The sequence below is a fragment of the Streptomyces sp. NPDC034049 genome (genome assembly GCF_055575575.1).
In genome coordinates, this window is record NZ_JBVISJ010000007.1 from 236,667 (window position 1) to 260,915 (window position 24,249).

Consider the following 24,249-nt stretch of genomic DNA (forward strand, 5'->3'; position numbering starts at 1 on the left):
TGACCCTGTCCCGTCGACCCAGGAGCGCCCCATGGCGACCGTTCCCCACGCCCTCGCCGGGCGCCACTTCCTCAAGGAGCTGGACTTCACCGCGGAGGAGTTCCGCGGGCTGATCGAGCTGGCCGTGGAGCTGAAGGCGGCCAAGAAGGCCGGGACGGAGACCCAGCACCTGCGGGGCAGGAACATCGCGCTCATCTTCGAGAAGACCTCGACGCGCACCCGCTGCGCGTTCGAGGTCGCCGCGGCCGACCAGGGCGCCCGGACCGTGTACCTGGACCCGTCCGGCTCCCAGATGGGCCACAAGGAGTCGGTCAAGGACACCGCACGGGTGCTCGGCCGGATGTTCGACGCGATCGAGTACCGGGGCGACAGCCAGGCGAACGTCGAGGAGCTGGCGGCGTACGCCGGAGTGCCGGTCTACAACGGCCTCACCGACGACTGGCACCCCACGCAGATGCTGGCCGACGTGATGACCATGACCGAGCACAGCGACAAGCCGCTGGACGAGATGGTCTTCGCCTACCTCGGTGACGCCCGCTTCAACATGGGCAACTCCTACCTGGTCACCGGGGCCCTGCTCGGCATGGACGTCCGGATCGTCGCCCCGCAGGCCTACTGGCCGGCCGAGGACATCGTCACCCACGCCCGCAAGCTCGCCGAGATCAGCGGCGCGCGGATCACCCTCACCGAGCACATCCACGACGGGGTCGAGGGCGCCGACTTCGTCGCCACCGACGTCTGGGTCTCCATGGGTGAGCCGAAGGAGGTCTGGGACGAGCGCATCGGCGCGCTCTCCCCGTACGCCGTGACCATGGACGTCCTGCGGGCCACCGGCAACGCGGACGTCAAGTTCCTGCACTGCCTGCCGGCCTTCCACGACCTCGGCACCAAGGTCGGGCGCGAGATCCACGAGCTGCACGGACTGGACTCGCTGGAGGTCACGGACGAGGTGTTCGAGTCGGCGCACTCGGTCGTCTTCGACGAGGCGGAGAACCGGCTGCACACCATCAAGGCCGTCCTGGTGGCGACCCTGGCCTGAGGCCGCCGCCGGGCGACGCCGGGCCGACGGCCACGCCCACGCGCGCTGACGGCTACGGGCTGACGGCTACGGGTGGCGGCGCTGCGGCGGCACCGTCGGCAACCGGAACCACACCGCCTTGCCCGAATCCGTGGGACGGTGGCCGCAGGCCGAGCTGAGGGCGCGGATCAGCAGCAGACCGCGGCCGTGCTCCTGCCAGGGGTCGGGGTCGAGGTGTCCCGGGGTGGTGAGGTCGCCCGGGGGAGCGGGGTCGGGGTCGTGGACCTCGACCTTGCAGCCGCTCGGCACCAGCTCGACGACCAGCTCTATCGGACCCTCCCCGGCGGCGTGCTCGATCGCGTTCGCGACCAGCTCCGCCGTGAGCAGCTCCGCCGTGTCGCAGTCCGCCCCGTGCTCCAGCTCGGTCAGCGCCGTCCGCACCAACGCACGGGCCACGGGCACGGCCGCGGCGGTGTGCGGCAGCGCGATGCGCCAGGAGGCGGGGGTGGAGGGTTCGTGCAAGGCGGCGGATCCGTTCATGGAGCAGGTCATGGCTCGTCCTGCTTTCAACGTGATGAATGGTACGGCGCGGACCGGCGAAACCGCTCGGCGGGCGCCGCGGGGGACCGTCGGCCCCGTTGACGGCGGTCTACCCACGCCAACGCCCGGCCGCGCCCGGCCGAGCCCGTCGTTACCGCCTTGTCGAACGTCCGTGACCGAGTCACGGAGCCCTGCCCGCCCTCCGCTCCGTGGTCCGATCGGCCTATCGCGTACTCGTGACGACAGTCAGATAACGGTGATAAATTCATGGGGTGGGGAAGGAGCCGCGGCACCGCGGCAGCCCCCGAGGAGGCCTCCCGAATGAGTCCCTTCACCGGCTCCGCCGCCCGCACCTCCGACTGGCGGCATCTGCGGTGCGAGATCACCGACGGCGTCGCCACCGTCACCCTCGCCCGCCCCGAGAAGCTGAACGCCCTCACCTTCGGCGCCTACGCCGACCTGCGCGACCTGCTCGCCGATCTCTCCCGGGAGAGATCCGTACGGGCCCTGGTGCTGGCCGGCGCCGGCCGCGGCTTCTGCTCCGGCGGGGACGTCGACGAGATCATCGGCGCCACACTCGCCATGGACACCGCCCGGCTGCTCGACTTCAACCGGATGACCGGACAGGTCGTACGCGCCGTCCGCGAATGCCCCTTCCCCGTGATCGCCGCCGTGCACGGCGTGGCGGCGGGCGCCGGCGCGGTCCTCGCCCTGGCCGCCGACTTCCGGGTGGCCGACCCCACCGCTCGCTTCTCCTTCCTCTTCACCCGCGTGGGCCTCTCCGGTGGTGACATGGGCGCCGCCTACCTCCTGCCCCGCGTCGTCGGCCTCGGCCACGCCACCCGCCTCCTCATGCTCGGCGACCCCGTCCGCGCCGCCGAGGCCGAGCGCATCGGCCTCATCAGCCAGCTCACCGACGAGGGCAGCGCCGACGAGGCCGCGCACACCCTGGCCCGCCGCCTGGCCGAGGGCCCGGCCCTGGCCCACGCCCAGACGAAGGCCCTGCTGACGGCCGAGCTGGACATGCCCCTGTCGGCCGCCGTGGAACTCGACGCGTCGACCCAGGCCCTCCTGATGACCGGCGAGGACTACCGGGAATTCCACGCGGCGTTCACAGAAAAACGCCCCCCGAAGTGGCAGGGCCACTGATGCGACCCCCCTCCCCCTCAGGGGCGCGGGGAACTGCGCGACCGGCCCCCACGAACCCGCAGCCGCCCAAAAACCCCACCCACCCCACCCGTATCGCGATCATCGGCGGCGGCCCCGGCGGCCTCTACGCCGCGGCGTTGCTCAAACGCCTGAACCCCACCCGCGAGATCACCGTCTGGGAACGCAACGCCCCCGACGACACCTTCGGCTTCGGCGTGGTCCTCTCCGACGAAACCCTCGGCGGCATAGAACACGCCGACCCGACCGTCCACGAGGCCCTGCAAGCACACTTCACCCGCTGGGACGCCATCGACATCGTCCACCGAGGCACCCGCCACACCTCCGGAGGACACGGCTTCGCCGCCCTGGGCCGCCGCACCCTCCTCCGCATCCTGCACGACCGCTGCCGCGCCCTCGGCGTGGACCTCCGCTTCGGCACCGAGGCCCCGTACCCCTCCTGGCTCTGCGAGACGTACGACCTGGTCATCGCGGCGGACGGGGTGCACAGCGCGACGCGCGAGGCGTACGCGCAGGTGTTCCGGCCGACCGTCGAGACGCACCGCTGCCGCTACATCTGGCTCGCCGCCGACTTCGCCTTCGAGGCGTTCCGTTTCGAGATCGCCGAGACCGAGCACGGCGTGGTGCAACTGCACGGCTACCCGTACGCCCGCCCGTCACCCGACCACCACCCCTCGACGAGGCCCTCCGGGCCGCAGGATCAATTCGGAGCCTCCACCGTCATCGTGGAGATGCGCGAGGAGGTGTGGCGGGCCGCCGGGCTGGACCGGGCCGACGAGCGGGAGTCGGTCGAACGGTGCGCGAAACTCTTCGCCGACGCGCTCGGCGGCAGGCCCCTGCGCTCCAACAACTCCACCTGGACGACCTTCCGCACGGTCGTCAACGAGCGCTGGTCGCACGGCAACCTGGTCCTGCTCGGCGACGCCGCGCACACCGCGCACTTCTCCATCGGCTCGGGGACCAAGCTGGCCGTGGAGGACGCGCTGGCGCTGGTCGCCTGTCTGGAGGAACAGCCCGACCAGGAAAGGGCGTTGAGGGCGTACGAGGAGGAGCGGCGCCCGGTGGTCGCCTCCACCCAGCGTGCCGCGCGGGCCAGTCTGGAGTGGTTCGAGAACATCGCTCTCCATCTCGACCAGCCCTCCCGGCAGTTCGCCTTCAACCTCCTCACCCGCAGCCGCCGCGTCACCCACGACAACCTCCGCCTGCGCGACGCGCACTTCACCGGCGCGGTGGAGCGGGAGTTCGGCTGCCCGCCCGGCACACCCCCGATGTTCACCCCCTTCCGGCTGCGCGGGCTGACCCTGCGCAACCGGGTCGTGGTCTCCCCGATGGACATGTACTCGGCGACCGACGGTGTCCCCGGCGACTTCCACCTCGTCCACCTGGGCGCCCGTGCCCTCGGCGGCGCCGGGCTGGTGATGACGGAGATGGTGTGCGTCAGCCCCGAAGGGCGGATCACCCCGGGCTGCGCCGGACTCTGGAACGCCCGGCAGGCCGACGCCTGGCGGCGCACGGTGGGCTTCATGCACCGGCACGCACAGGGCACCGCCGTCGGCGTGCAGCTGGGGCACTCCGGCCGCAAGGGCTCGACCAAGCTGATGTGGGAGGGCATCGACGAGCCGCTGGACACCGGCAACTGGCCCCTGACGGCGGCCTCCCCGCTGCCGTACAAGCCGGGCAGCCAGACCCCGCGTGCGCTCTCCCGCGCCCAACTCACCGACATCCGCGAGCAGTTCGCCTCGGCCGCGCTCAGGGCGGCCCGCAGCGGGTTCGACCTCCTCGAACTCCACTGCGCCCACGGCTACCTGCTCTCCGGCTTCCTCTCACCGCTGACGAACCGCCGCACCGACCGCTACGGCGGCCCGCTCGAACACCGGCTCCGCTTCCCGCTCGAAGTCTTCGACGCCGTACGGGCGGTGTGGCCGGAGGAGCGGCCCATGACCGTCCGTATCTCGGCGACCGACTGGGCGGACGGGGGCACCACCGCCGAGGACGCCGTCGCGATCGCCCGTGCCTTCGCCGCGCACGGCGCCGACGCGATCGACGTCTCGACGGGACAGGTCGTCGCCGACGAGCACCCCGAGTACGGCCGCTCGTACCAGACCCCGTACGCCGACCGCATCCGGCACGAGGTGGGGGTGCCGGTGATCGCCGTCGGCGCCATCTCCTCCTGGGACGACGTCAACTCCCTGCTCCTGGCGGGCCGTACCGACCTCTGCGCCCTGGCCCGCCCCCACCTCTACGACCCCCACTGGACCCTCCACGCCGCCGCCGAACAGGGCTACGAGGGTCCGGGCGCACCCTGGCCCGCCCCCTACCTCGCCGGCAGCCGCCGCCCCAACACGGGCCGCACCGACGCCCCCAAACCCCGCCTCACCCTGTCCTAGGGGGCGACGAGAGGTCCACCATGCCCGCCGTCGGTGTCGTCCAGGAGCGACAGGGCGGGGAGGGTCATACGAGGCCCCGTTCCGCCAGCATCGCGTGCACGGCCGCGGCCGACTCGTCGGGGGTCTGGTCCTGCGTGGGGAGCTGGAGCGCGGGGTCGACCGGCGGCTCGTAGGGGTCGTCGACGCCGGTCAGGCCCTTGAGGCGGCCCGCGGCCTGCCGGGCGTACAGCCCCTTCACGTCGCGTCGGCTGCACACCTCGACGGGGGTGGCGACATGCACCTCGAAGTACGGCGTGCCGCTCGCGTCGTGGCGCTTGCGGACGGCCTCCCGGCTGTCGGCGTACGGCGCGATGACCGGCACCAGCGCCAGCACGCCGTTGCGGGCGAGGACCTCGGCGACCAGGCCGATGCGCTGCACGTTGGTGTCGCGGTCCGCGCGGGAGAAGCCGAGGCCGGCGGAGAGGAAGCGGCGGACCTCGTCACCGTCGAGGACCTCCACCCGGTGCCCCTCGGACCGCAGCCGGCCGGCGAGCACGCGGGCGACCGTCGTCTTGCCCGCACTCGGCAGTCCGGTGAGCCAGACCGTGGCTCCCTGGGCCCGGGAGGCCCTGGACGAGGTCGTCATGCGTGGGTTCCTTTCGCGGCACCGGCCGTGACGCCGTGCCGTTGCTCGTGGAGGGAGGTGAAGAGGGACTCCCAGCGGTGGTGGACGGAGTCCGGGCCGTAGGAGGCGGCCGTGAGGACCGCGGCCACCCCCATGTCGGCGCGCAGCACCTCGTCGGCCATCAGCCTGGCCATGGCGTCGGCGAGCGCGTCGGGGTCCTCGGGTGCGACGAGCAGCCCGTCCACGCCGTGCGTCAGTACGTCGGCGGGGCCGGTCGGGCAGTCGAAGCTCACCACGGGGAGGGCGTGGCTCATCGCCTCGATCATCACCATCGGCAGCCCCTCGAAGCGCGAACTGAGCACATAGAAGGAGGCCTTGGCGAGTTCGTCGTCCAAGCGGTCGGTGTGTCCCATGAGGAAGACGTGGTTGTAGAGATGGTGTTCCTCTATGAGGCGGCGCAGTTCCGACTTCTTCTCGCCGCTGCCGTAGATCCTCAAGTGCCAGTCGGGGTACGTCTCGACGAGCTTGGCCCAGGCCGGGATCAGCAGGTCGAAGCCCTTCTGCGGGAAGAGCCGGCCGGCCGCCACCGCGATCTTCGACCTGGGGTCCGCGGGCACCTGGTCCAGGGAGTGCACGGCGTTGGGGATGCGGACGACCCGGGTGCCGGGCAGCAGTTCGGCGTACTCGTCGCGGTCGCGTTCGGTCAGCACGGCGACCGCGGCGAAGCGCGGGTAGGTCTCCTGGATGCGCCGCCGCACGTCCCGCTTGTGGGTGCCGAGGTTCATGTGTTCCTGGGCGACCCGGACCACACCGTCGGTGGCGTGCTCGGCGGCCAGGAAGTTCAGCGCGGGGCGGGTGGTGACGAGGACACCGTCGGTCAACGACCGCAGATACGCGATGAGCCGGTCCTCCACGTACCGGTTGAAGTGGCGGTAGCCGAACTCGCCCTCGGGGATGTGCCGGGCGGGTCTCTCCAGCTCTTCGCCGCGCCTGCGGTCGCGCAGGCGGGCGAGCAGCCCGGTCGGCGGGGTGTGGGCGCCCTCGCGCAGGTCGACGACGGTGGAGACCCGCACCCGGGGGTCGAGCGGGAACTGGAGGTCGTCGCGGCGGCGCAGGGCACTGACGATCTCCACGGTCCAGCCCGCCGCCACCAGGGAGTTGGCCTGGTTCATCACCGTGCGGATGGTCCCGCCCCGGCCGTACGCGTGCAGCAGCAGATAGCGGACGCGGGGACGCTCCGGGAGAGGTCGGCGGTCGGTCATGCGGAGCCTTTCGTACGGCACTCCAGGGACAGGTTGTCCTTGATCGTGTAGTAGGGCCGCACCCGGAGGTCTCCCACGCGCTGTTCCGGGTACACGAAGATCCTCTTCTTGCCGCGCACGTCGTCGAGGTGCCGCCCGGCGCGCAGTTCGACCTCGCCGTCGCTCAGGTGGACGTCCCACTCCTCGACGGACGCGTAGTCGGCGGCGGCGAGGTCGCCGACGGGCAGCCCGGTCTCGAAACGGCCGCCCTCGACGGCGGTGTCGTAGCGCAGCGTCCGGCCGGTGTGCGCGCGGCGGGTGAGGACGAGCCGCCAGGTCCCGGCCGCCGGGACCCCGTGGATGCGTCCGAGGAGTCTGATGTGTCCGTCGCGCGGCCAGATCTCGGCCATCTCGGCGTGCGGCCTCATGCGGCGTAGCCCCATGCCTCGCACATGGGCCGGAGCGATCCGGGGATGTCGTCCTCGCCGGGCAGCGCCCGCCCGGCCTGCACTCGACCGGTCCTGATCTTGTCCCGCCAGTCGCCGAGGCCCTTGACGACCTGGGCGTCGTCCTTCGCGCCGTAGTCGAGCATGTCGGGCTCGAAGTCGACGTCGAGGTACGCGCACAGCCGCCGCAGCTCCCTCTCGGCGTCGGCGGTGAGGTCCTCGTAGCGCACGGTGTACCCGCCGGTGGTGCCCTCGCGCGCCTTCTCGACGGCCTTCATGTAGCGCAGCGCGTCGGCGGCGGCCTCGTCGTAGGTGCGCCTGCCGGGGTCGCCCTCGTGCCAGGACCGGGCGATGGAGACCGGGTGGCGCAGCAGGAAGACGAAGCGGGCGTCCGGCCAGCAGTCCCGGATGCGCTCGTACACGAAGGCGTTGCTCGGGGTCTTCTCGACGATGAAGTCCTTGCCGGACCTGACCAGTTCGCGGTGCATGACCCGGTCCCAGAGCAGATGCTCCAGGTCACCGCGCTCCAGGTCGAGGGCGCTCATCGCCTTCCGGGAGAGCTTGCTGCCGTAGCCGACCTCCAGACGGCGTATGTGCAGCTCGTGCGGGGAGTGCAGCCGGGAGTGCGCGTTCAGGAGCATCCGCAGCAGGGTGGAGCCCGAGCGCACGGGCGACATGATGAAGACCGGCCGCCTGAGCAGCCGGTCCGTGGCGAGGTCCTCGGGAGCCGGACATCGGTACACCGCCGTGGGCTTCTTCGCGGCCTGCTTCGGCGCCGTGGCCCTGGGGACGGGCACGACCGGGGCGGCCTTGCGTACGTGCAGACCGGTGGTGGCGGTGAGGGCACGGTTCAGGGTGCGCATGAGGCTCATGCGTCAGGATGGTAAGTAAAGATTCTGAGAAGACCGAAGCAGGAAGCTGAGGGTTCTCTGGGTGAACGAATCCCTCGCGGGGCCTTACGTTCCGGCGTCCACGAAAGCGGCTCCCGCGTCCCTCAACCGGGCGTGCAGAGCCCGGAACACGGCCGCCGAACGCACCCCCGGCCAGTCGGCGGGCAGCAGTTCGGCGGGCAGTCCCGGGTCGACGTACGGCAGCTGGCGCCAGGAGTCCAGGGTCAGCAGATAGTCGCGGTACGCCTCCTCCGGCCGGGTCTCCTCGCGCCGCTCCCAGTCGTGCAGCACGGGCGCGTGCCGGTCGAGGAACGCCTCGTGCTGCTTGGCGATCCCGGCCAGGTCCCACCAGCGCGCCACCGCCTCGGCGGTCGCCGCGAACCCCAGGTGCTCGCCCCGGAACAGGTCCACGTACGGGTCGAGCCGCAGTCGTGTCAGGGTGTGCCGGGTCTCCTCGTACAGCCGGGCCGGGGCGATCCACACGCCCGGCGCCGCCGTACCGAAGCCCAGGCCGGCCAGCCGGGAGCGCAGCACGTGCCGCTTCTGCCGCTCCGACTCCGGCACCGAGAACACGGCCAGCACCCAGCCCTCGTCCCGCTCGGGCGCCGTCGCGTAGATCCGCCGGTCGCCGTCCTCCAGGAGCTGGCGCGCGTCCTCCGACAGGGCGTACCCGGCCGCCCCCGTCGCGGCGCGGGCCGGCAGCAGCAGACCGCGCCGCTTCAGCCGGGACACCGAGGAGCGGACGGAGGGCGCGTCGACACCGACCGCGGCGAGCAGCCGGATCAGCTCGGAGACGGGTACGGGGCCCGGCACCGAACGGCCGTAGGCGCCGTAGAAGGTGACGATGAGCGAACGTGGTGCGTGCTGTTCGGACACGTTGATCATTTTAGGTCTTCGCTATCACTGCTGGTCACCTAGGGTACGCAGCCGGAACCGCTGGAGTTTGCCGGTCGCCGTGCGCGGCAGCGCGTCCAGGAACACGAATTCGCGCGGACATTTGTACGGCGCCAGCCGCGCCTTCAGGAACGCGCTCAGCGCCTCGCCGTCCCGGCGCGCGCCCGCCGCGACCACCACATAGGCGACCACGACCTGGCCGCGCGCCTCGTCCGGCCGCCCCACCACGGCCGTCTCCACCACGTCCGGATGGCGCATCAGCGCCTCCTCGACCTCGGGGCCCGCGATGTTGTACCCGGCCGAGATGATCATGTCGTCGGCGCGCGCGACATAGCGGAAGTACCCGTCCGGCTCACGGACATAGGTGTCGCCCGTGACGTTCCAGCCGTCGCGCACGTACTCCCGCTGCCGCTCGTCCGCCAGATAGCGGCACCCGACCGGGCCGCGCACCGCGAGCAGCCCCCGCCGCCCGTCGGGCACCGGCCTGCCCTCGGCGTCCTGCACCCGCGCCCGCCAGCCCGGCACGGGCACACCGGTCGTCCCCGGCCGTACGGCGTCGTCGGCCGCCGAGATGAAGATGTGCAGCAGCTCGGTCGCGCCGATGCCGTTGATGATCCGCAGCCCGGTCCGCTCGTGCCAGGCCCGCCAGGTGGCCTCCGGCAGGTTCTCGCCCGCCGACACGCACCGCCTGAGCGACGAGAGGTCGTACCGGCCCGCCCCGGCCGAACCGGTCGCTCCGGTCGATCCGTCCGCCCCGGCCCCTCCGTCCAGCTCGGCCAGCATCGCCCGGTAGGCGGTCGGCGCGGTGAACAGCACCGACACCCCGTGCTCGGCGATGGCCGGCAGCAACTGCCTCGGGCCCGCCTGTTCGAGCAGCAGGGCGCTGGCGCCGGCCCGCATCGGGAAGAGGACGAGACCGCCGAGGCCGAACGTGAAGCCCAGCGGGGGAGAGCCCGTGAACACGTCGTCCGCCCGGGGCCGCAGCACATGCCGGGAGAAGGTGTCCGCGACCGCCAGCAGATCCCGGTGGAAGTGCACACAGCCCTTGGGGCGCCCGGTCGTCCCGGAGGTGAACGCGATCAGCGCCACGTCGTCGGCCGCCGTGTCCACCGCCTCGTACGAGCCGCGCGCCCCGTCCGCTGACGGCAGCCCGAACAGGTCGTCGGGCCCGTCCCCGCCGAAGGTGGCGATCCGCAGCCCCGGGACGTCCGCCTTCACGAGGTCGTCGACGTACCGCAGGTCGCACAGCGCGAAGGAGACCCGCGCCAGTTCGCAGACGGTCGCCAGCTCCCGCGGCCGCTGCTGCGCCAGGACCGTCACCGCGACCGCCCCCGCCTTGAGCACCGCCAGCCAGCACGCGGCCAGCAGGGGCGTGCTGGGCCCGCGCAGCAGGACCCGGTTGCCGGGCACCACCCCGAGGGCGGACGTGAGGGCGTGGGCGATCCGGTCGACACGGGCCCGAAGTTCGCCGTAGGTCCAGGTCTCCCCGCCGGGCGCGCGGAACGCCGGCCGCCCGGACTCACCGCCGTCGAGCAGCTCGGCGGCGGCGTTCAGCCGGTCCGGATAGCACAGCTCGGGGAGGTCGAACGTCAGCTCCGGCCACTGGTCCGGCGGCGGGAGACAGTCCCGGGCGAAGGTGTCGACATGAGCGGTGAGCCTGGAGTTCATGACGTTCGCCCCCTGCTGTGGTCCCTGCCGAAGTGGGCTCGCACGGAGTGCCGGACCGGCCCGGCGTGGGTGGGCTCGCACCAGCGAGCGTATCGCCTTGGTGACGGCAGTCAACAGTTCGCGATAACCTCGGCAGTGGCCCCCCTGGGGGAGAAGGGACGGGCAATGACCGCATTCTCGCTCGAACCGGAACGACTCGCCTGGTGTGCGGAGCTGCGCGCGCTGGCCGCCGAACGCCTGCGCCCCCTGGCCGACAAGGGCGAGCCAGGCCACGTCAACCGCCCCCTTCTCGCCGAACTCGGCCGACTGGGGCTGCTCACCCGCCTGTTCACCTCCGGCGCGCTCGACCTCTGTCTGATGCGCGAGTCCCTGGCCTACGTCTGCACCGAGGCCGAGACGGCGCTGGCCCTCCAGGGGCTGGGCGCCCACCCGGTGCACGCCCACGGCACCGAGGCGCAGCGCGCCCGTTGGCTCCCCCGGGTCGGCGACGGCGACGCGGTCGCGGCCTTCGCGCTCAGCGAGCCGGGCGCCGGTTCGGACGCGGCCGCCCTCTCCCTGCGCGCGGAACCCGACGGCCCCGGCCGCTGGCGGCTCACCGGCGAGAAGTGCTGGATCTCCAACGCCCCCGAGGCCGACTTCTACACCGTCTTCGCCCGCACCACCCCGGACGCCGGCTCCCGCGGGGTGACCGCCTTCCTGCTCCCGGCCGACCGCCCCGGTCTGACCGGCACGGCCCTCGACATGCTCTCGCCGCACCCCATCGGCGCCCTCCGCCTCGACGCCGTCCCCGTCACCGCCGACGACGTCCTCGGCACACCCGACCAGGGCTTCCGGGTCGCCATGGCCACCCTCAACCTCTTCCGCCCGAGCGTCGGCGCCTTCGCCGTCGGCATGGCCGAGGCCGCCCTGGACGCCACCCTCGCGCACACCGCCCGACGGGACGCGTTCGGCGGCAAGCTGCGGGACCTCCAGGCCGTCTCCCACCAGGTCGCCGAGATGGCGCTGCGCACGGAGGCGGCCCGGCTCATGGTCTACGCGGCGGCGACGGCGTACGACGCGGGGGACCCGGACTTGCCGCGACGGGCGGCGATGGCGAAGCTGCTGGCCACGGAGACCGCGCAGTACGTCGTGGACGCGGCCGTCCAGCTGCACGGCGCACGGGCGCTGCGCCGCGGCCATCTGCTCGAACACCTCTACCGGGAGGTGCGGGCGCCCCGGATCTACGAAGGGGCGAGCGAGGTGCAACGGACGCTCATCGCCAAGGAGTTGTACCGGCGGGCCGTGCCGGAGGGGAGGCCGTCATGAGCGTCGAGCGGGTGAACCCGGCCGGGCTGTCGCCGCCCACCGGCTTCTCCCACGCCGTCGTCGCCACCGGGAGCCGGGTCGTGTTCCTGGCGGGCCAGACCGCGCTGGACGCCGACGGCAAGGTCGTGGGGGAGACGCTGGACGAGCAGTTCGAGCGGGCCCTGGCCAATCTGCTGGCCGCACTGGAGGCCGTCGGCGGTGCGCCGGCCGACCTCGCCCGGGTCACGGTCTACGCGACGGATGTCGCCGACTACCGGCACCGCGCGCCCCGACTGGGCCGTATCTGGCGGAGGTTGGCGGGCCGCGACTATCCCGCCATGGCGGTCGTCGGCGTCGTACGGCTCTGGGACGAGCGGGCGCTGGTGGAGCTGGACGGATTCGCGGTCCTGCCGTAGCCCCGGTGCGCGGTAGGTGTCAGGCCGCGACCGCGAGCCGGCTCGGCGCGACGATGCTGCCGTCGGGCAGGATCTCACCGGTGTCGTCGAAGACGATCGCCCCGTCGCACAGCAGGTTCCAGCCCTGCTCGGGGTGGAAGGCGACGATGTGCGCGGCCGTACGGTCGGTGCTGTCGGCCGAGGGGCACAGGGGCTGGTGTGAACACATGGCGCGCCTCCACGTCGTGGTGAGTGCCGGCGGTGCGTCACCGCCTCGCACTACAGACCATGCCCGCGCCCGCAACTCATCGCCACACCCGCGCGCGAGACGTGACAGCACCCGGACGTGCCGTGACAGGACGCGGACATAGCCCCGTCCGCGCGGCTCGTGCGCGGTGGTGAGGACGGCGGAACGGCGCGCCGACAGAAGGGTGATGATCACAAGATCGGACGGGGTCGGCCGGTACCTCTGGAACCCCGCTGGAACCCCGTCCAAGGAGGTACCCCCATGCCCTCGTCCCCGGCCCTCGCGCGCGTCCCCCGGCTGCTCGGCGCGGCCGTCGGCGCAGCGCTGCTGACGCTCGGCGCCGCCCCGTCCGCCGACGCCACGGTCGAGCCGTTCGAGACGGTGACCGTCGACCCCACCGGCCTCGTCGCCCCGGACGGCACCCTCACCCTGTCCGGCACCTACCGCTGTCTCGGCGGCAACGGCCCCGTCTTCGTCTCGTCCTCGCTCCAGCAGGGCGAGAGCAAGGTCCGCAAGGGGGTCGGCGGCACCTCGGCGGTGTGCGACGGCGCCGAGCACGCCTGGACCAACACGGACCGGGCCGAGCCGGGCCGCTATCTGCCCGGCCCCGCCCGGGTGGAGGCCACCGTCACGGAGCTGTCCGGCGGCGGTCTGCCGCTGCCCAGGTTCCACGCCGTGCGACAGCAGGACATCACCCTCGTCGAGGGCTGAGCACCCGCCCGGACGCGGCCCGGCGACGCGAAGGCGGCCCCGGTGGTGGATGGTGCACCGGAGCCGCCTTCTCCCTGCCGGGGCCCGCTACTTGAGCAGGTGCACCCGCTGTGTCGTCAGGTCGTAGCGGGCGCCGACGACGGCGACCTCGCCCGCCTTCAGCTTGGCGGCGATGTCGGGGTCCGCCTCGAGCTTGGAGCGGACGAGCCGGACGTTCGCGTCGATGGTCGCCGCGACCCGGGCGTCGCCGGTCACGCTGTGGTCGATGGCCGGAGCGATCTCGTCCGCGATGTACTGGATGCCGCTCGGCAGTTCCTCACCGCTCTCGTCCACCGCCACGGCCGCCTTCACGGCGCCGCAGGACTGGTGACCGAGCACCACGACCAGCGGGATCTTCAGTTCCAGGACGCCGTACTTGACGCTGCCGAGCACGGACTGGTCCAGTACCTCGCCCGCGCTGCGCACGGTCATCAGGTCGCCGAGGCCCTGGTCGAAGACCAGCTCCGGGGGGACGCGGGAGTCGATGCAGCCGAGGACGAGCGCGAAGGGGTGCTGACCGGTCGTCAGGGCCTTGCGCACGGCGTAGTCCTCGTCGGGGTGCCGCTCGTGGAAGGTCCGCCAGCGGCGGTTGCCCTTCGACAGTTCCTTCAGCGCCTCGTCCGCCGTGGCCGGGCGGGTACGGGTGGGGGCGGACTGCCCGGGGGTGGCGCGGGTGGAGCGTGACACGGGCTCGGCGTCGGCCGGGAAGGCGCCGACCGCGAGGCCGCCGCCGATGACGGCGGTACCGGCCAGCGCGGCGCGCAGGAGTGAGCGTCGGCCGCGCGGCTTGGCGTGGGATATCGCGGCGTCCGCGCCGGTGGCGGTCGCCTCGGCGCCGTCGCCTCTGTGGGGTGTTGCGTCAGAGTTCACGGGCAGGAACGTACGTCCGGTCTAAACGCTCAAACGTTCAAGTTGCGCAATCATGGACGTGCGTTGATCAATCATGGCCGTCCCTTGAATCGTTCTTGGCCACTTCGGGACGGGTTTTTGGACAGCCCGTTCCCTGTTGTTCGCCTACGGCGCGCGGGAGGGGGGTGGGCGTCCGGTCTCAGGTCCGGTGCGCGAAGACCACCAGGTTCTCCGTGTAGTCCATGACCTTGCGGTCGTAGTCGCCCGCGCAGGTGATCAGCCGCACCTCGGGCCGGTCGGCGTCGGCGTACACGCGCTCGTCGGGGAAGTCGTCCTTCTCGAACGTCTCCAGGGCGTCGACCACGAAGGAGACCCTGGTCCGGTCGGAGCGGACCACGTGGAAGACATCGCCCTTCTCCAGTTCGCCGAGCCCCGCGAAGACCGCCGGTGAGGTCGCCGTGTCGACGTGCCCGGCGATGATCGCGGTGCCCGTCTCCCCGGGGACGGCACCCTCGGCGTGCCAGCCGACGAGGTTCACGTCGTCGGCGGGCGGGGCGTCGAGCTGCCCGTTGCGGCCGACGGAGAGGGGGACGAAGGGGGCGCTCACCCGGATCTCGGGGATGAGCAGACGGACCGGCCTGGCCCCGGGCGCCCGTTGCCGCCGGTCCGCCGGCCGTTCGACGGGCGCGGCCTCCTCGGCGGGGGAGGCGGGCGCGGCCTGCGGGGCGTGCCGGGCGTTCGGCGGGCGGGAGGTGTCGGACGAGGAGTCCTCGCCGCCGAACAGGCTCACCGCCAGGAGCAGCAGGACCACGGCGCTCAGCACGGTCAGATTGACGCGGGCGCCGGGGGGAGCAGGGTGGGCTGCCATCGGAAACCACCTCACAGGTACGGCAGCAGAACGAACAGACGGAAGGACGGGCGGGCAGGCGCCGCACACCGGCACGCCGACGGGGCGCTCGTCGGCACGCCGGCCGGGCCGCACTCCGCGACGCCGGCCGGGCCGCACTCCGCGACGCCGGCAGCGGCGCACTCCGCGACACCGGCCGGGGACGCTCCGGCACGCCGGCCGGGCCGCCACACGACACACGGTGTGGCGGCCGCGGCCGCTATCGCGCCAGGTATCGCGCCCGGCATGGGCTCAGGCCACGCTTCCGGCGGTCTTCCTGCGGCGCAGGGCGTACATGCCCGTACCGGCCACCGCGAGGACCGCCATCCCGCCCGCGGTCACCGCCGGTGAGGCGAGCGCGCCGCCACCGGTGTGCATCCCGCCGTGCGGCTTGTCGTGGTCGCCCTTCCAGGCTCCCGCCTCCTCGTCGTCCTTCCAGGAGCCCTTCTCGTGCTCGTCCTTCCAGGACTCCTTGTCGTTGCCGCCCTTCCACGAGTCCTTGGCGTGGTCGCCGTTCCAGGACTCCTTGGTGGACTCCTCCTTGTCGTAGCCCCCGGCGCCGGGCTTGCCCGCCCGCTCGGAGTCCCACTGCCCCGTGTCGGCCGGAGCGGTCAGCGCACCGCCACCCGTGTGAATCCCGCCGCGCGGGCCGTCGTGGCTGCTGTCCTTGCCGTGTTCCTTGCTGTAGCCATTGTCCTTGTGCTCCCACTCGTCACCGTCGGCGTAGGCGCCGGGAGCGGTGACGGCGAGGGCGGCGGCCGCCGCCCCGGTGACGAGCAGCATGCGGGCAGAACGCATCTGATGGTCCTTCCGCCGCAGCCGGGCAGCTGGTGCTTCGTCAGCTGACTTGACCCGACTCCGACGTGATCCACCGTCAGTCGGATCGCACGCCGCCACCACTCAGGACGCTCAGCCGGGTGAACCGGCGGACCCGTCCCCGAACGCCTCCAGGATCCGCTCGGCGGCCAGTGTCGCCGTCAACTCGCCGTCCCTGACGCGCTGTTCGAGGCCGGGTGCCAGGGAGCGGACGCCGGGGTGGGTGCGCAGCCGGCCGAGGAGCTCGTCGCGGACCATCGACCAGGTCCAGTCGATCTGCTGGTCCCGGCGCTTGGCGGCGAGGCGGCCGGTGGAGTCCAGGAGCGTGCGGTGCTGCTCCAGGCGCTCCCAGACGGTGTCCAGGCCGGTCGACTCGCGGGCGCTGCAGCTCAGCACCGGCGGCGTCCAGACCGCGTCCTTGCCGTGCATCAGCCGCAGGGCCCCCGACAGCTCCCGTGCCGCCGTCCGGGCGTCGCGCTCGTGCGGGCCGTCCGCCTTGTTCACGGCGAGCACGTCCGCCAGCTCCAGGACGCCCTTCTTGATGCCCTGGAGCTGGTCGCCGGTGCGGGCGAGGGTGAGGAGGAGGAAGGAGTCGACCATGTTCGCGACGGCCGTCTCGGACTGGCCGACACCGACGGTCTCCACCAGCACCACGTCGTAGCCGGCCGCCTCCATCACCACGATCGACTCACGGGTGGCCTTGGCGACCCCGCCGAGCGTGCCGGCCGTGGGGGAGGGGCGGACGAAGGCCGCCGGGTCGACGGCCAGCCGCTCCATCCGGGTCTTGTCGCCGAGGATCGAGCCGCCCGTACGGCTCGACGACGGGTCCACCGCCAGCACCGCCACCCGGTGCCCGAGCGAGGTCAGCATCGTGCCGAACGCGTCGATGAACGTGGACTTGCCCACGCCCGGCACCCCGCTGACCCCGATCCGCCGGGCCCGGCCGCTGTTCGGCAGCAGCGCCGTCAGCAGCTCCTGCGCCAGCACCCGGTGCTGGGGCCGGGTGGACTCGACGAGGGTGATGGCACGGGCGACGATCGCCCGCTTCCCGTCGAGCACGCCCTTGGCGTAGGCGTCGACATCGATCACAGGTCGAGCCCGAGGTCGGCCCCCAGCCGCCGCACCAGGTCGTACGCCGCGTCCGGGATGACCGTGCCGGGCGGGAACACGGCCGCGGCGCCCATCTCCAGCAGTGTGGGCACGTCCTGGGGCGGGATCACCCCGCCGACCACGATCATGATGTCCTCGCGCCCCTCCTCGGCCAGCTGCTCCTTCAACGCCGGTACGAGGGTGAGGTGCCCGGCGGCCAGCGACGACACCCCGACGATGTGCACGTCCGCCTCGACGGCCTGACGGGCCACCTCGGCCGGGGTCTGGAACAGCGGACCGACGTCCACGTCGAAGCCGAGGTCGGCGAAGGCGGTCGCGATCACCTTCTGGCCCCGGTCGTGGCCGTCCTGGCCCATCTTGGCGACCAGGATGCGCGGCCGGCGGCCCTCGGCCTCGGCGAAGGCGTCCACCAGGCTCCGGGTGCGCTCCACGTTCTCGGACTCCCCTGCCTCGTTGCGGTACACGCCGGAGATCGTACGGATCTGGCTCGCGTGCCGGCCGTACACCTTCTCCAGGGCGTCGGAGATCTCGCCGACCGTGGCCTTGGCGCGGGCCGCGCGCACGGCCAGCTCCAGCAGGTTGCCCTCGCCGCCGGCCGCCCGGGTCAGCGCGTCCAGGGCGTCCTGGCAGGCCCGCTCGTCGCGCTCCGCGCGCAGCCGCCGCAGCTTCTCGATCTGCTGGGTCCGCACGGAGGAGTTGTCGACCTTGAGCACGTCGATCTGCTCGTCGGTCTCCACGCGGTACTTGTTGACGCCGATGACCGGCTGTCGCCCGGAGTCGATGCGGGCCTGGGTGCGGGCCGCGGCCTCCTCGATGCGCAGCTTGGGGATGCCAGCGTCGATGGCCCTGGCCATGCCGCCCGCCTGCTCGACCTCCTGGATGTGCTGCCAGGCGCGGCGGGCGAGGTCGTACGTCAGCTTCTCCACGTAGGCGCTGCCGCCCCACGGGTCGATGACCCGGGTGGTGCCGGACTCCTGCTGGATGAGGAGCTGGGTGTTGCGGGCGATCCGGGCGGAGAAGTCGGTCGGCAGCGCCAGCGCCTCGTCGAGGGCGTTGGTGTGCAGCGACTGGGTGTGGCCCTGGGTGGCCGCCATCGCCTCCACACAGGTGCGGGTGACGTTGTTGAAGACGTCCTGCGCGGTGAGCGACCAGCCCGAGGTCTGCGAATGGGTGCGCAGGGAGAGCGACTTGGCGTTCTGCGGATCGAACTGCTTCACCAGTTTGGCCCAGAGCAGGCGGGCCGCGCGCAGCTTGGCGACCTCCATGAAGAAGTTCATGCCGATCGCCCAGAAGAACGACAGCCGGGGCGCGAACGCGTCCACGTCCAGGCCCGCCTCCCGGCCCGCCCGGATGTACTCGACCCCGTCCGCGAGCGTGTACGCCAGCTCCAGGTCGGCCGTCGCGCCCGCCTCCTGGATGTGGTAGCCGGAGATGGAGATGGAGTTGTACCGCGGCATCCGCTGCGAGGTGAAGGCGAAGATGTCGGAGATGATCCGCATCGACGGCTTCGGCGGGTAGATGTAGGTGTTGCGGACCATGAACTCCTTGAGGATGTCGTTCTGGATGGTCCCCGCCAGCTTCTCGGCCGGCACCCCCTGCTCCTCGGCCGCCACGATGTAGAGCGCGAGCACCGGCAGCACGGCGCCGTTCATCGTCATCGACACGGTCATCCGGTCCAGCGGGATGCCGTCGAAGAGCTGGCGCATGTCGAGGATCGAGTCGATCGCCACGCCCGCCATGCCGACGTCACCCGTCACGCGCGGGTGGTCGCTGTCGTAGCCCCGGTGGGTGGGCAGGTCGAAGGCGACGGACAGGCCCTTCTGCCCGGCCGCCAGGTTGCGGCGGTAGAAGGCGTTGGACTCCTCCGCGGTGGAGAAGCCCGCGTACTGGCGGATCGTCCAGGGCTGGTTGACGTACATCGTCGGGTACGGGCCGCGCAGATACGGGGCCATGCCCGGGTAGGTGCCCAGGAAGTCCAGGCCCTCCAGGTCCTGACCGGTGTAGAGCGGCTTGACCCCGATGCCCTCCGGGGTCTCCCACAGCGGCTCGCCGCCGGCCGCCTTCTCGACCGCCGTACGCCACTCGTCGGCGCCGCCGTCCACGGACGGTGAACCCAGCTCGATCCCGGAGAAGTCGGGGACGGAGGGACCGGAGGGGGAAGGGGCGGTCATCAGGACACTCCCATGCGGTCGAGGGTGGCGGTCAGGACGGCCACGGCGTCGCAGCCCGCGAAGACGTAACCGTCGACGTCGGCGTACTGCCCGGGACGCCCGGCGAGGAACACGTGCGAGGCGCCGGAGGCCCTCAGCCCGGCTGCCTCGGTCGCGGCCCGCTCCTCGTACAGGGCGTCGCTGGAGCACAGGCACACCTCGGTGGCGCCGCTCTCCTCGAACGTGCCCTCGGTGACGGGCTCGATGCCGCCCGCCTGGAAGAGGTTGGCGGCGAAGGTGAGCCGGGCGGTGTGGGCGGCGGCCGGGCCGAGGGCGGCCAGGTAGATCCGGGGGCGGGAGCCCGTCGCGGCGAGGTGGGCGTCCGAGCGGGCCCGCAGCGCCTCGTACGTCTCGTCGCGGGTGACGCGGGGCAGACCGCCGGACGGCGGCTCGGGCGCGGGTCGGCGGACGACCGGCTTCTCCGCCAGGTGCGGGAACTCGCTGACCCCGGTGATGGGTTCGCGGCGCTTCGCGAGCCTGCCGGTGCGGGCCTCCCAGGTGTCGGCGAGGTCGCGGCCCAGGTCACCCGAGCGCAACGCGGCCGCCTGGCCGCCGAGCCGCTCGATCCGCTGGAAGAACTCCCAGCCCGCGTGGGCGAGTTCGTCGGTGAGCCGCTCCACGTACCAGGAGCCGCCCGCCGGGTCGATCACCCGGGCGAGGTGGGACTCCTCGATCAGGATCGTGGAGGTGTTGCGGGCGATGCGCCGCGCGAACGCGTCCGGCAGGCCCAGTGCGTGGTCGAACGGCAGGACGGTGACGGAGTCGGCGCCGCCCGTGCCGGCGGCCAGTGTGGCGATGGTCGTGCGCAGCATGTTCACCCACGGGTCGCGGCGCGTCATCATCACCGTCGAGGTGACCGCGTGCTGCGTCTGCGCCCCGGCGGCGGGCGCCCCGCAGACCTCGGCGACCCGGGCCCAGAGCCGGCGTGCGGCGCGCAGCTTGGCGATCGTCAGGAACTGGTCGGCGGTGGCCGCGTACCGGAACTCCAGCTGGCCGCAGGCCTGTTCGACGCTCAGCCCGGCCGCGGTCAGCTCCCGCAGGTACGCGACACCGGTCGCCAGCGAGGCGCCCAGTTCCTGCGCCGCCGAGCCGCCGGCCTCGTGGTACGGCAGGGCGTCCACGGTCAGGGCCCGCAGCCCCGGGTACTCCTCGGCGCACCGCCGCGCGAGGTCGACGACGGGGGCGACGTCGTAGCCCTGTCCGGTGCGGGCCTCGTGGCCGAGGGGGTCCGCGCCCAGATTGCCGCGCGCCGCCGCCTTGGCGACACCGCGCTCGGCGTACAGCCGCAGCAACTCCCGTGCGGCGGACTCCGCTTCGGCGCCCGCGTCCAGCACGACGGGCGCGAGGTCGAGGTACACGCCGTCGAGGAGCGAGCCGAGGGACGCCACCGGGAGGCCGGCCTCGCCGAGCACCAGCCACAGGGAGGTGACGCCGTTCTCCAGGTCCGCGAGCACGGCTTCGCCGTCCGCCGCCGTGTGCCGCTGGCGTACGTCCCAGCCGCCGACGGAGGTGCCGGCGGCCCGCCCTCCTCGTACGAAGGGCGCGAAGCCGGGGTGGCCGGAGGGGGGCGCGGTGTCGTGCGCGGTGTAGAGAGGACGGGTGCGCAGCCCGTCCTCCAGCGCGGTGGACAGGGCTTCCTCGGCCTGAGCGCCCTCGACGTCCTTGCCCGACTTGCGCAGCACGCCCGCAACGAGGCGCTGCCACTGCTCGTGGGTTGCGTCAGGGAACTCGGCGGCCAGCTCAAGCCCGTCGTCAGGCAGGACCGTCATGCTCGGATGCTAGGCCAGAGCGACAAAGGAGCAGCAGGGGGAACGGCTGTGACCTTGCCCTCCCTGGGGTGACCTTGAAATCGGGCGGGTTACCTGCCGGTCACTTACGGGCCGAGGATGAACGTCGTGGGATGGTCCGTCGTACCTGGTGCCACGCGGCCCGTGCGCCCCACGGCACAGTCACCGGGCCGACCGAGGACAGGAGCGTCCCATGGCCGAGAAGTACTTCACCGTCTCCGGCATGAGCTGTGGCCACTGTGCCGCGAGCGTCACCGAGGAGGTCGTCGCGGTGCCCGGCGTCACCGAGGTCGACGTCGACGTGCGGGCCGGCCTGGTGACCGTACGCGGGGAGAGGGTCGACGACGCGGCCGTGCGCGCGGCGATCGTCGAGGCGGGCTACGAGGTCGCGGAGGTCGTCCGGCAGGCCGCTGCCTGAGCCGCCCCGTGCTGTGCGTGGCAGCAAGGAAAGGCACGGGAACATTGCCGGAACACGGCAATGAACCGGCCCGGCGGCCCGTGTGAGGATTTCGTCAAGCCGGAGACCGGCGGCGGGACGGGAAAGGGGGACGGCGCGTATGGCCTGGTTCTTCGGACTCGGCATCACGGGGGTCGTGCTGCTCGTCCTGTCGCTGGTCCTCGACGGGGTGCTGGAGGGCGCGTTCGAGGGCGGGCCGGTCGGCGCCCTGGCGGGATGGCTGTCGTTGCCGGTCGTCGCCGGGTTCCTGGCGGCGACCGGTTTCGGCGGCGTCCTCGCGACGGAGCTGCTCGACGCGGGGCCCGTCCTCGCCGGCGGGTGCGGTGCGGTCCTCGGGGCCGGCACGGCCTGGCTGACGTACCGCTTCGGCCGGGCCCTGATGCGCGATCAGACGGCGGTCACACCCCGGGGCTCCGCCCTGGTGGGCACCGCGGGCAGTGTGGTGACCGCCATTCCGGCGGGCGGCTTCTGAAGGGTGTCAGGCGGAAGAACGCGGCGGTGCGGGCCGGTGACAACGGCAGGGTGGAGATCGGCGAGTGACGGGATGAGCCTGGGGCGAAGGGAAATGGGTAGCGCTTTACCGATTGTGTGATTTTGCCTTTTCGGTGTGCGCTAGAATCCTTTACCGAGCCCCGACGCTTTGTTGAGCGTTCATTTGCTCATTCGTTCGAGTGGTGGTCGGTGATACGCCGACGGCGTGTGGGGGAGGCGTGACATGGGTCGAGTCATCTTCGTGCGCGTCGTGAACGCCGCTCGCGATGCCGTTCCCGATACCGGCCGCGCCGCGGGTCCGAGCGAACACCCCGCGTACTGACGCCCCCCTCCGCCGTCCGCGGAGGGGTCTGCCCGGCATGCCTCGCGTGCCCTCGCACCCGTGCGCGCGGCCGAACTCCCTTCAGGCACAGACGCCGTCACCGCACTCGTCAACGGAGGACAGACGCCCGTGCATCACACCACAGCCATGCTCATCGAACTCGGGGCGATCATCCTCGCCCTGGGCATGCTGGGCCGCCTCGCCGGACGGGTGGGCTTCTCGCCCATACCCCTCTACCTGCTCGCCGGGCTCGCCTTCGGCCACGGCGGCATCCTCCCCCTTCAGGCCAGCGAGGAGTTCGTCGCCACCGGCGCCGAGATAGGCGTCATCCTGCTGCTGCTCCTGCTCGGTCTGGAGTACAGCGCCTCCGAACTCGTCACCAACCTCAAGTCCCAGTACCCCTCCGGCGCGGTCGACTTCGTCCTCAACGCCACCCCCGGCGCCGTGATGGCGCTGCTGCTCGGCTGGGGCCCGGTCGCCGCGGTCGCCCTGGCCGGCGTCACCTGGATCTCCTCCTCCGGCGTCATCGCCAAGGTCCTCGGCGATCTGCGCCGGCTCGGCAACCGTGAGACCCCGGTCGTGCTGAGCATCCTCGTCCTCGAAGACCTCTCGATGGCCGTCTACCTGCCGATCCTCACCGCCCTGCTCGCCGGGGTGAGCCTGGCGGGCGGCACCCTGACCCTGCTGATCGCCCTGGGCACGGTCGGCGCCGTCCTCTATGTCGCCCTCCGCCACGGGCGGTTGATCAGCCGGGCGGTCTCCTCCGACAGCGCCGAGATGCTCCTCCTGGTCGTCCTCGGCCTCACCCTCGTCGTCGCCGGGATCGCCCAGCACCTCCAGGTCTCGGCCGCCGTGGGGGCCTTCCTGGTCGGCATCGCGCTGTCCGGTGAGGTCGCCGAGGGGGCCAGCAGCATCCTGACCCCGCTGCGGGACCTCTTCGCCGCCGTGTTCTTCGTCTTCTTCGGCCTGCACACCGACCCCGCCGACATCCCGCCCGTCCTCCTCCCGGCCCTCGCGCTGGCCGCCGTCACGACCCTGACGAAGATCGCCACCGGGTACTGGGCCGCGCGCCGGGCCGGGATCTCGGCGAAGGGCCGGTGGCGGGCGGGCGGAACCCTTGTCGCGCGGGGTGAGTTCTCCATCGTCATCGCCGGGCTCGCCGTCGGGGTCGAGCCCCGCGTCGGTCCTCTCGCGACGGCGTACGTGCTCCTCCTGGTCCTCCTCGGCCCGCTCACCGCCCGCTGGACCGAACCCCTCGCCACCCGCCTCACCCGCCGCCGCCCCGCGGTCGCGGCCCGGGAGACGCCGACGGCGGAGCCCGAGCCCACCACCGAGGCGGTGCACGTGAACGCCTGAACAGACGGGCACGCGCTCGCACACTGGTCGAACGGAGAGCAGACGGGGGAGGACATGAACAGCGGGCGCACGGACGACGGATTTGTACGGGGGAGACGAGGGAGACGGGGGAGATCGTGGACGGCGTGGACGGCATGGTCGTGCGGGGGAGCATCGTGAACGGCGGGAGCGGCACGGACGGACGGAACGCGCCCGCGGACCACCGGACCGAGCGGCCTTCGACCGCCCACGCTCCGACCGAGGCCCCCTCGACCGCCCACGCTCCGGTTGACGGGACTGCGGTTGCCGGTGGTCTGGCCGGTGGTGCTTCGGTTGACGGGACTGCGGTTGCCGGTGGTCTGGCCGGTGGCGCTGGGGCCGACCGCGTCCCGAGCGATCGGTCCCCGGCCGACGGTGGCTTGACCGGTAGTGCTCCGAGCGGCGGGGCCCCGGG

22 protein-coding genes and 1 pseudogene are annotated in these 24,249 nt (G+C 72.5%); 9 read left to right on the plus strand and 14 right to left on the minus strand.

The annotated features are described in order from the left end of the window. Positions 1 to 31 precede the first annotated feature (31 nt). Positions 32 to 1,039 (plus strand): ornithine carbamoyltransferase, encoded by a 1,008-nt coding sequence (gene argF / locus ACZ52C_RS22010; RefSeq protein WP_469076315.1) that lies wholly within the window; start codon positions 32 to 34, stop codon positions 1,037 to 1,039. Between the two features lie 66 nt (positions 1,040 to 1,105). Here the strand turns inward: argF and ACZ52C_RS22015 are convergent, their stop codons facing one another. Beyond that, complete coding sequence (locus tag ACZ52C_RS22015; protein WP_045562123.1) at positions 1,106 to 1,558, minus strand: ATP-binding protein; 453 nt, start codon at positions 1,556 to 1,558, stop codon at positions 1,106 to 1,108. 321 nt (positions 1,559 to 1,879) lie between these two features. Between ACZ52C_RS22015 and ACZ52C_RS22020 the strand changes: the two genes are divergently transcribed. Continuing rightward, entirely contained in the window at positions 1,880 to 2,707 is an 828-nt protein-coding gene (locus ACZ52C_RS22020; RefSeq protein ID WP_469076316.1) for an enoyl-CoA hydratase family protein, read from the plus strand. Continuing rightward, positions 2,707 to 5,112, plus strand: coding sequence for a bifunctional salicylyl-CoA 5-hydroxylase/oxidoreductase (locus ACZ52C_RS22025; RefSeq protein WP_469076317.1), 2,406 nt, complete (start codon positions 2,707 to 2,709; stop codon positions 5,110 to 5,112). The genes ACZ52C_RS22020 and ACZ52C_RS22025 overlap by 1 nt, the downstream gene beginning before the upstream one ends. Positions 5,113 to 5,176: 64 nt before the next feature. Here ACZ52C_RS22025 and cysC read toward each other — a convergent pair whose 3' ends face one another. The 6 genes from cysC to ACZ52C_RS22055 all read right to left on the minus strand — a co-directional run bounded on the left by cysC (position 5,177) and on the right by ACZ52C_RS22055 (position 10,855). After that, positions 5,177 to 5,737, minus strand: coding sequence for an adenylyl-sulfate kinase (gene cysC / locus ACZ52C_RS22030; protein WP_469076318.1), 561 nt, complete (start codon positions 5,735 to 5,737; stop codon positions 5,177 to 5,179). Continuing rightward, on the minus strand, positions 5,734 to 6,978 hold the full coding sequence (locus ACZ52C_RS22035) for a glycosyltransferase family 4 protein (protein ID WP_469076319.1): 1,245 nt from the start codon (positions 6,976 to 6,978) through the stop codon (positions 5,734 to 5,736). Before ACZ52C_RS22035 ends, cysC begins: the two co-directional genes overlap by 4 nt. Then, a complete protein-coding gene (locus tag ACZ52C_RS22040) occupies positions 6,975 to 7,385 on the minus strand; it encodes a hypothetical protein (protein ID WP_469076320.1) in 411 nt (136 codons plus the stop codon). Before ACZ52C_RS22040 ends, ACZ52C_RS22035 begins: the two co-directional genes overlap by 4 nt. Then, a complete protein-coding gene (locus ACZ52C_RS22045; protein ID WP_469076321.1) occupies positions 7,382 to 8,275 on the minus strand; it encodes a sulfotransferase family protein in 894 nt (297 codons plus the stop codon). The genes ACZ52C_RS22040 and ACZ52C_RS22045 overlap by 4 nt, the downstream gene beginning before the upstream one ends. Before the next feature lie 84 nt (positions 8,276 to 8,359). Further along, entirely contained in the window at positions 8,360 to 9,178 is an 819-nt protein-coding gene (locus tag ACZ52C_RS22050; RefSeq protein WP_469076322.1) for a PaaX family transcriptional regulator, read from the minus strand. Between the two features lie 15 nt (positions 9,179 to 9,193). Then, positions 9,194 to 10,855: an AMP-binding protein gene (locus tag ACZ52C_RS22055; RefSeq protein WP_469076323.1), complete on the minus strand. Its 1,662-nt coding sequence runs from the start codon at positions 10,853 to 10,855 to the stop codon at positions 9,194 to 9,196. Positions 10,856 to 11,020: 165 nt separating this feature from the next. On the opposite strand from ACZ52C_RS22055, the gene ACZ52C_RS22060 reads away from it, so the two are divergent. Together ACZ52C_RS22060 and ACZ52C_RS22065 are read left to right on the plus strand one after the other, a co-directional pair. Then, positions 11,021 to 12,160, plus strand: a complete 1,140-nt coding sequence (locus ACZ52C_RS22060) for an acyl-CoA dehydrogenase family protein (RefSeq protein WP_469076324.1) — start codon at positions 11,021 to 11,023, stop codon at positions 12,158 to 12,160. Continuing rightward, the gene (locus ACZ52C_RS22065) at positions 12,157 to 12,555 is read left to right on the plus strand and encodes a RidA family protein (RefSeq protein WP_469076325.1); all 399 of its coding nucleotides are present in this window, start codon (positions 12,157 to 12,159) and stop codon (positions 12,553 to 12,555) included. Before ACZ52C_RS22060 ends, ACZ52C_RS22065 begins: the two co-directional genes overlap by 4 nt. Before the next feature lie 19 nt (positions 12,556 to 12,574). Here the strand turns inward: ACZ52C_RS22065 and ACZ52C_RS22070 are convergent, their stop codons facing one another. After that, on the minus strand, positions 12,575 to 12,763 hold the full coding sequence (locus ACZ52C_RS22070; protein WP_469076326.1) for a DUF5999 family protein: 189 nt from the start codon (positions 12,761 to 12,763) through the stop codon (positions 12,575 to 12,577). Positions 12,764 to 13,042: 279 nt separating this feature from the next. On the opposite strand from ACZ52C_RS22070, the gene ACZ52C_RS22075 reads away from it, so the two are divergent. Beyond that, positions 13,043 to 13,492 (plus strand): DUF6299 family protein, encoded by a 450-nt coding sequence (locus ACZ52C_RS22075; RefSeq protein ID WP_469076327.1) that lies wholly within the window; start codon positions 13,043 to 13,045, stop codon positions 13,490 to 13,492. An 87-nt stretch (positions 13,493 to 13,579) separates the two neighbouring features. On the opposite strand, the gene ACZ52C_RS22080 is transcribed toward ACZ52C_RS22075, so the two are convergent. The 6 genes from ACZ52C_RS22080 to ACZ52C_RS22105 all read right to left on the minus strand — a co-directional run bounded on the left by ACZ52C_RS22080 (position 13,580) and on the right by ACZ52C_RS22105 (position 21,171). Beyond that, a complete protein-coding gene (locus ACZ52C_RS22080; protein ID WP_469076328.1) occupies positions 13,580 to 14,401 on the minus strand; it encodes a carbonic anhydrase in 822 nt (273 codons plus the stop codon). Positions 14,402 to 14,579: 178 nt separating this feature from the next. Beyond that, entirely contained in the window at positions 14,580 to 15,248 is a 669-nt protein-coding gene (locus ACZ52C_RS22085; RefSeq protein WP_469076329.1) for a class F sortase, read from the minus strand. Between the two features lie 270 nt (positions 15,249 to 15,518). Then, positions 15,519 to 16,064 (minus strand): hypothetical protein, encoded by a 546-nt coding sequence (locus ACZ52C_RS22090; protein ID WP_469076330.1) that lies wholly within the window; start codon positions 16,062 to 16,064, stop codon positions 15,519 to 15,521. A 111-nt stretch (positions 16,065 to 16,175) separates the two neighbouring features. After that, on the minus strand, positions 16,176 to 17,171 hold the full coding sequence (gene meaB / locus ACZ52C_RS22095) for a methylmalonyl Co-A mutase-associated GTPase MeaB (RefSeq protein ID WP_469076331.1): 996 nt from the start codon (positions 17,169 to 17,171) through the stop codon (positions 16,176 to 16,178). Further along, positions 17,168 to 19,363 (minus strand): methylmalonyl-CoA mutase, encoded by a 2,196-nt coding sequence (gene scpA / locus ACZ52C_RS22100; RefSeq protein WP_469076332.1) that lies wholly within the window; start codon positions 19,361 to 19,363, stop codon positions 17,168 to 17,170. Before scpA ends, meaB begins: the two co-directional genes overlap by 4 nt. After that, positions 19,363 to 21,171 carry a methylmalonyl-CoA mutase family protein gene (locus tag ACZ52C_RS22105; RefSeq protein ID WP_469076333.1) on the minus strand — a complete coding sequence of 603 codons (1,809 nt, stop codon included), beginning with the start codon at positions 21,169 to 21,171 and terminating at the stop codon, positions 19,363 to 19,365. Before ACZ52C_RS22105 ends, scpA begins: the two co-directional genes overlap by 1 nt. 211 nt (positions 21,172 to 21,382) lie before the next feature. Between ACZ52C_RS22105 and ACZ52C_RS22110 the strand changes: the two genes are divergently transcribed. From ACZ52C_RS22110 to ACZ52C_RS22120, 3 genes and pseudogenes are all read left to right on the plus strand, one after another. Further along, positions 21,383 to 21,607, plus strand: a complete 225-nt coding sequence (locus ACZ52C_RS22110; RefSeq protein ID WP_469076334.1) for a heavy-metal-associated domain-containing protein — start codon at positions 21,383 to 21,385, stop codon at positions 21,605 to 21,607. A 139-nt stretch (positions 21,608 to 21,746) separates the two neighbouring features. Next, positions 21,747 to 22,115 (plus strand): annotated as a pseudogene (locus ACZ52C_RS22115) (hypothetical protein); the annotation flags it as partial. 474 nt (positions 22,116 to 22,589) lie between these two features. Then, positions 22,590 to 23,816 carry a cation:proton antiporter gene (locus tag ACZ52C_RS22120; RefSeq protein WP_469076335.1) on the plus strand — a complete coding sequence of 409 codons (1,227 nt, stop codon included), beginning with the start codon at positions 22,590 to 22,592 and terminating at the stop codon, positions 23,814 to 23,816. Positions 23,817 to 24,249 lie beyond the last annotated feature (433 nt).

Coding starts and splice junctions, on each gene's coding strand:
- ACZ52C_RS22045 (WP_469076321.1), bottom strand. CDS start 8,275: ATGAGCCTCATGCGCACCCTGAACCGTGCCCTCACCGCCACCACCGGT.
- argF (WP_469076315.1), top strand. CDS start 32: ATGGCGACCGTTCCCCACGCCCTCGCCGGGCGCCACTTCCTCAAGGAG.
- ACZ52C_RS22025 (WP_469076317.1), top strand. CDS start 2,707: ATGCGACCCCCCTCCCCCTCAGGGGCGCGGGGAACTGCGCGACCGGCC.
- ACZ52C_RS22035 (WP_469076319.1), bottom strand. CDS start 6,978: ATGACCGACCGCCGACCTCTCCCGGAGCGTCCCCGCGTCCGCTATCTG.
- ACZ52C_RS22050 (WP_469076322.1), bottom strand. CDS start 9,178: ATGATCAACGTGTCCGAACAGCACGCACCACGTTCGCTCATCGTCACC.
- ACZ52C_RS22085 (WP_469076329.1), bottom strand. CDS start 15,248: ATGGCAGCCCACCCTGCTCCCCCCGGCGCCCGCGTCAATCTGACCGTG.
- cysC (WP_469076318.1), bottom strand. CDS start 5,737: ATGACGACCTCGTCCAGGGCCTCCCGGGCCCAGGGAGCCACGGTCTGG.
- ACZ52C_RS22055 (WP_469076323.1), bottom strand. CDS start 10,855: ATGAACTCCAGGCTCACCGCTCATGTCGACACCTTCGCCCGGGACTGT.
- ACZ52C_RS22075 (WP_469076327.1), top strand. CDS start 13,043: ATGCCCTCGTCCCCGGCCCTCGCGCGCGTCCCCCGGCTGCTCGGCGCG.
- ACZ52C_RS22040 (WP_469076320.1), bottom strand. CDS start 7,385: ATGAGGCCGCACGCCGAGATGGCCGAGATCTGGCCGCGCGACGGACAC.
- scpA (WP_469076332.1), bottom strand. CDS start 19,363: ATGACCGCCCCTTCCCCCTCCGGTCCCTCCGTCCCCGACTTCTCCGGG.
- ACZ52C_RS22105 (WP_469076333.1), bottom strand. CDS start 21,171: ATGACGGTCCTGCCTGACGACGGGCTTGAGCTGGCCGCCGAGTTCCCT.
- ACZ52C_RS22020 (WP_469076316.1), top strand. CDS start 1,880: ATGAGTCCCTTCACCGGCTCCGCCGCCCGCACCTCCGACTGGCGGCAT.
- ACZ52C_RS22060 (WP_469076324.1), top strand. CDS start 11,021: ATGACCGCATTCTCGCTCGAACCGGAACGACTCGCCTGGTGTGCGGAG.
- ACZ52C_RS22065 (WP_469076325.1), top strand. CDS start 12,157: ATGAGCGTCGAGCGGGTGAACCCGGCCGGGCTGTCGCCGCCCACCGGC.
- ACZ52C_RS22015 (WP_045562123.1), bottom strand. CDS start 1,558: ATGAACGGATCCGCCGCCTTGCACGAACCCTCCACCCCCGCCTCCTGG.
- ACZ52C_RS22090 (WP_469076330.1), bottom strand. CDS start 16,064: ATGCGTTCTGCCCGCATGCTGCTCGTCACCGGGGCGGCGGCCGCCGCC.
- ACZ52C_RS22070 (WP_469076326.1), bottom strand. CDS start 12,763: ATGTGTTCACACCAGCCCCTGTGCCCCTCGGCCGACAGCACCGACCGT.
- ACZ52C_RS22110 (WP_469076334.1), top strand. CDS start 21,383: ATGGCCGAGAAGTACTTCACCGTCTCCGGCATGAGCTGTGGCCACTGT.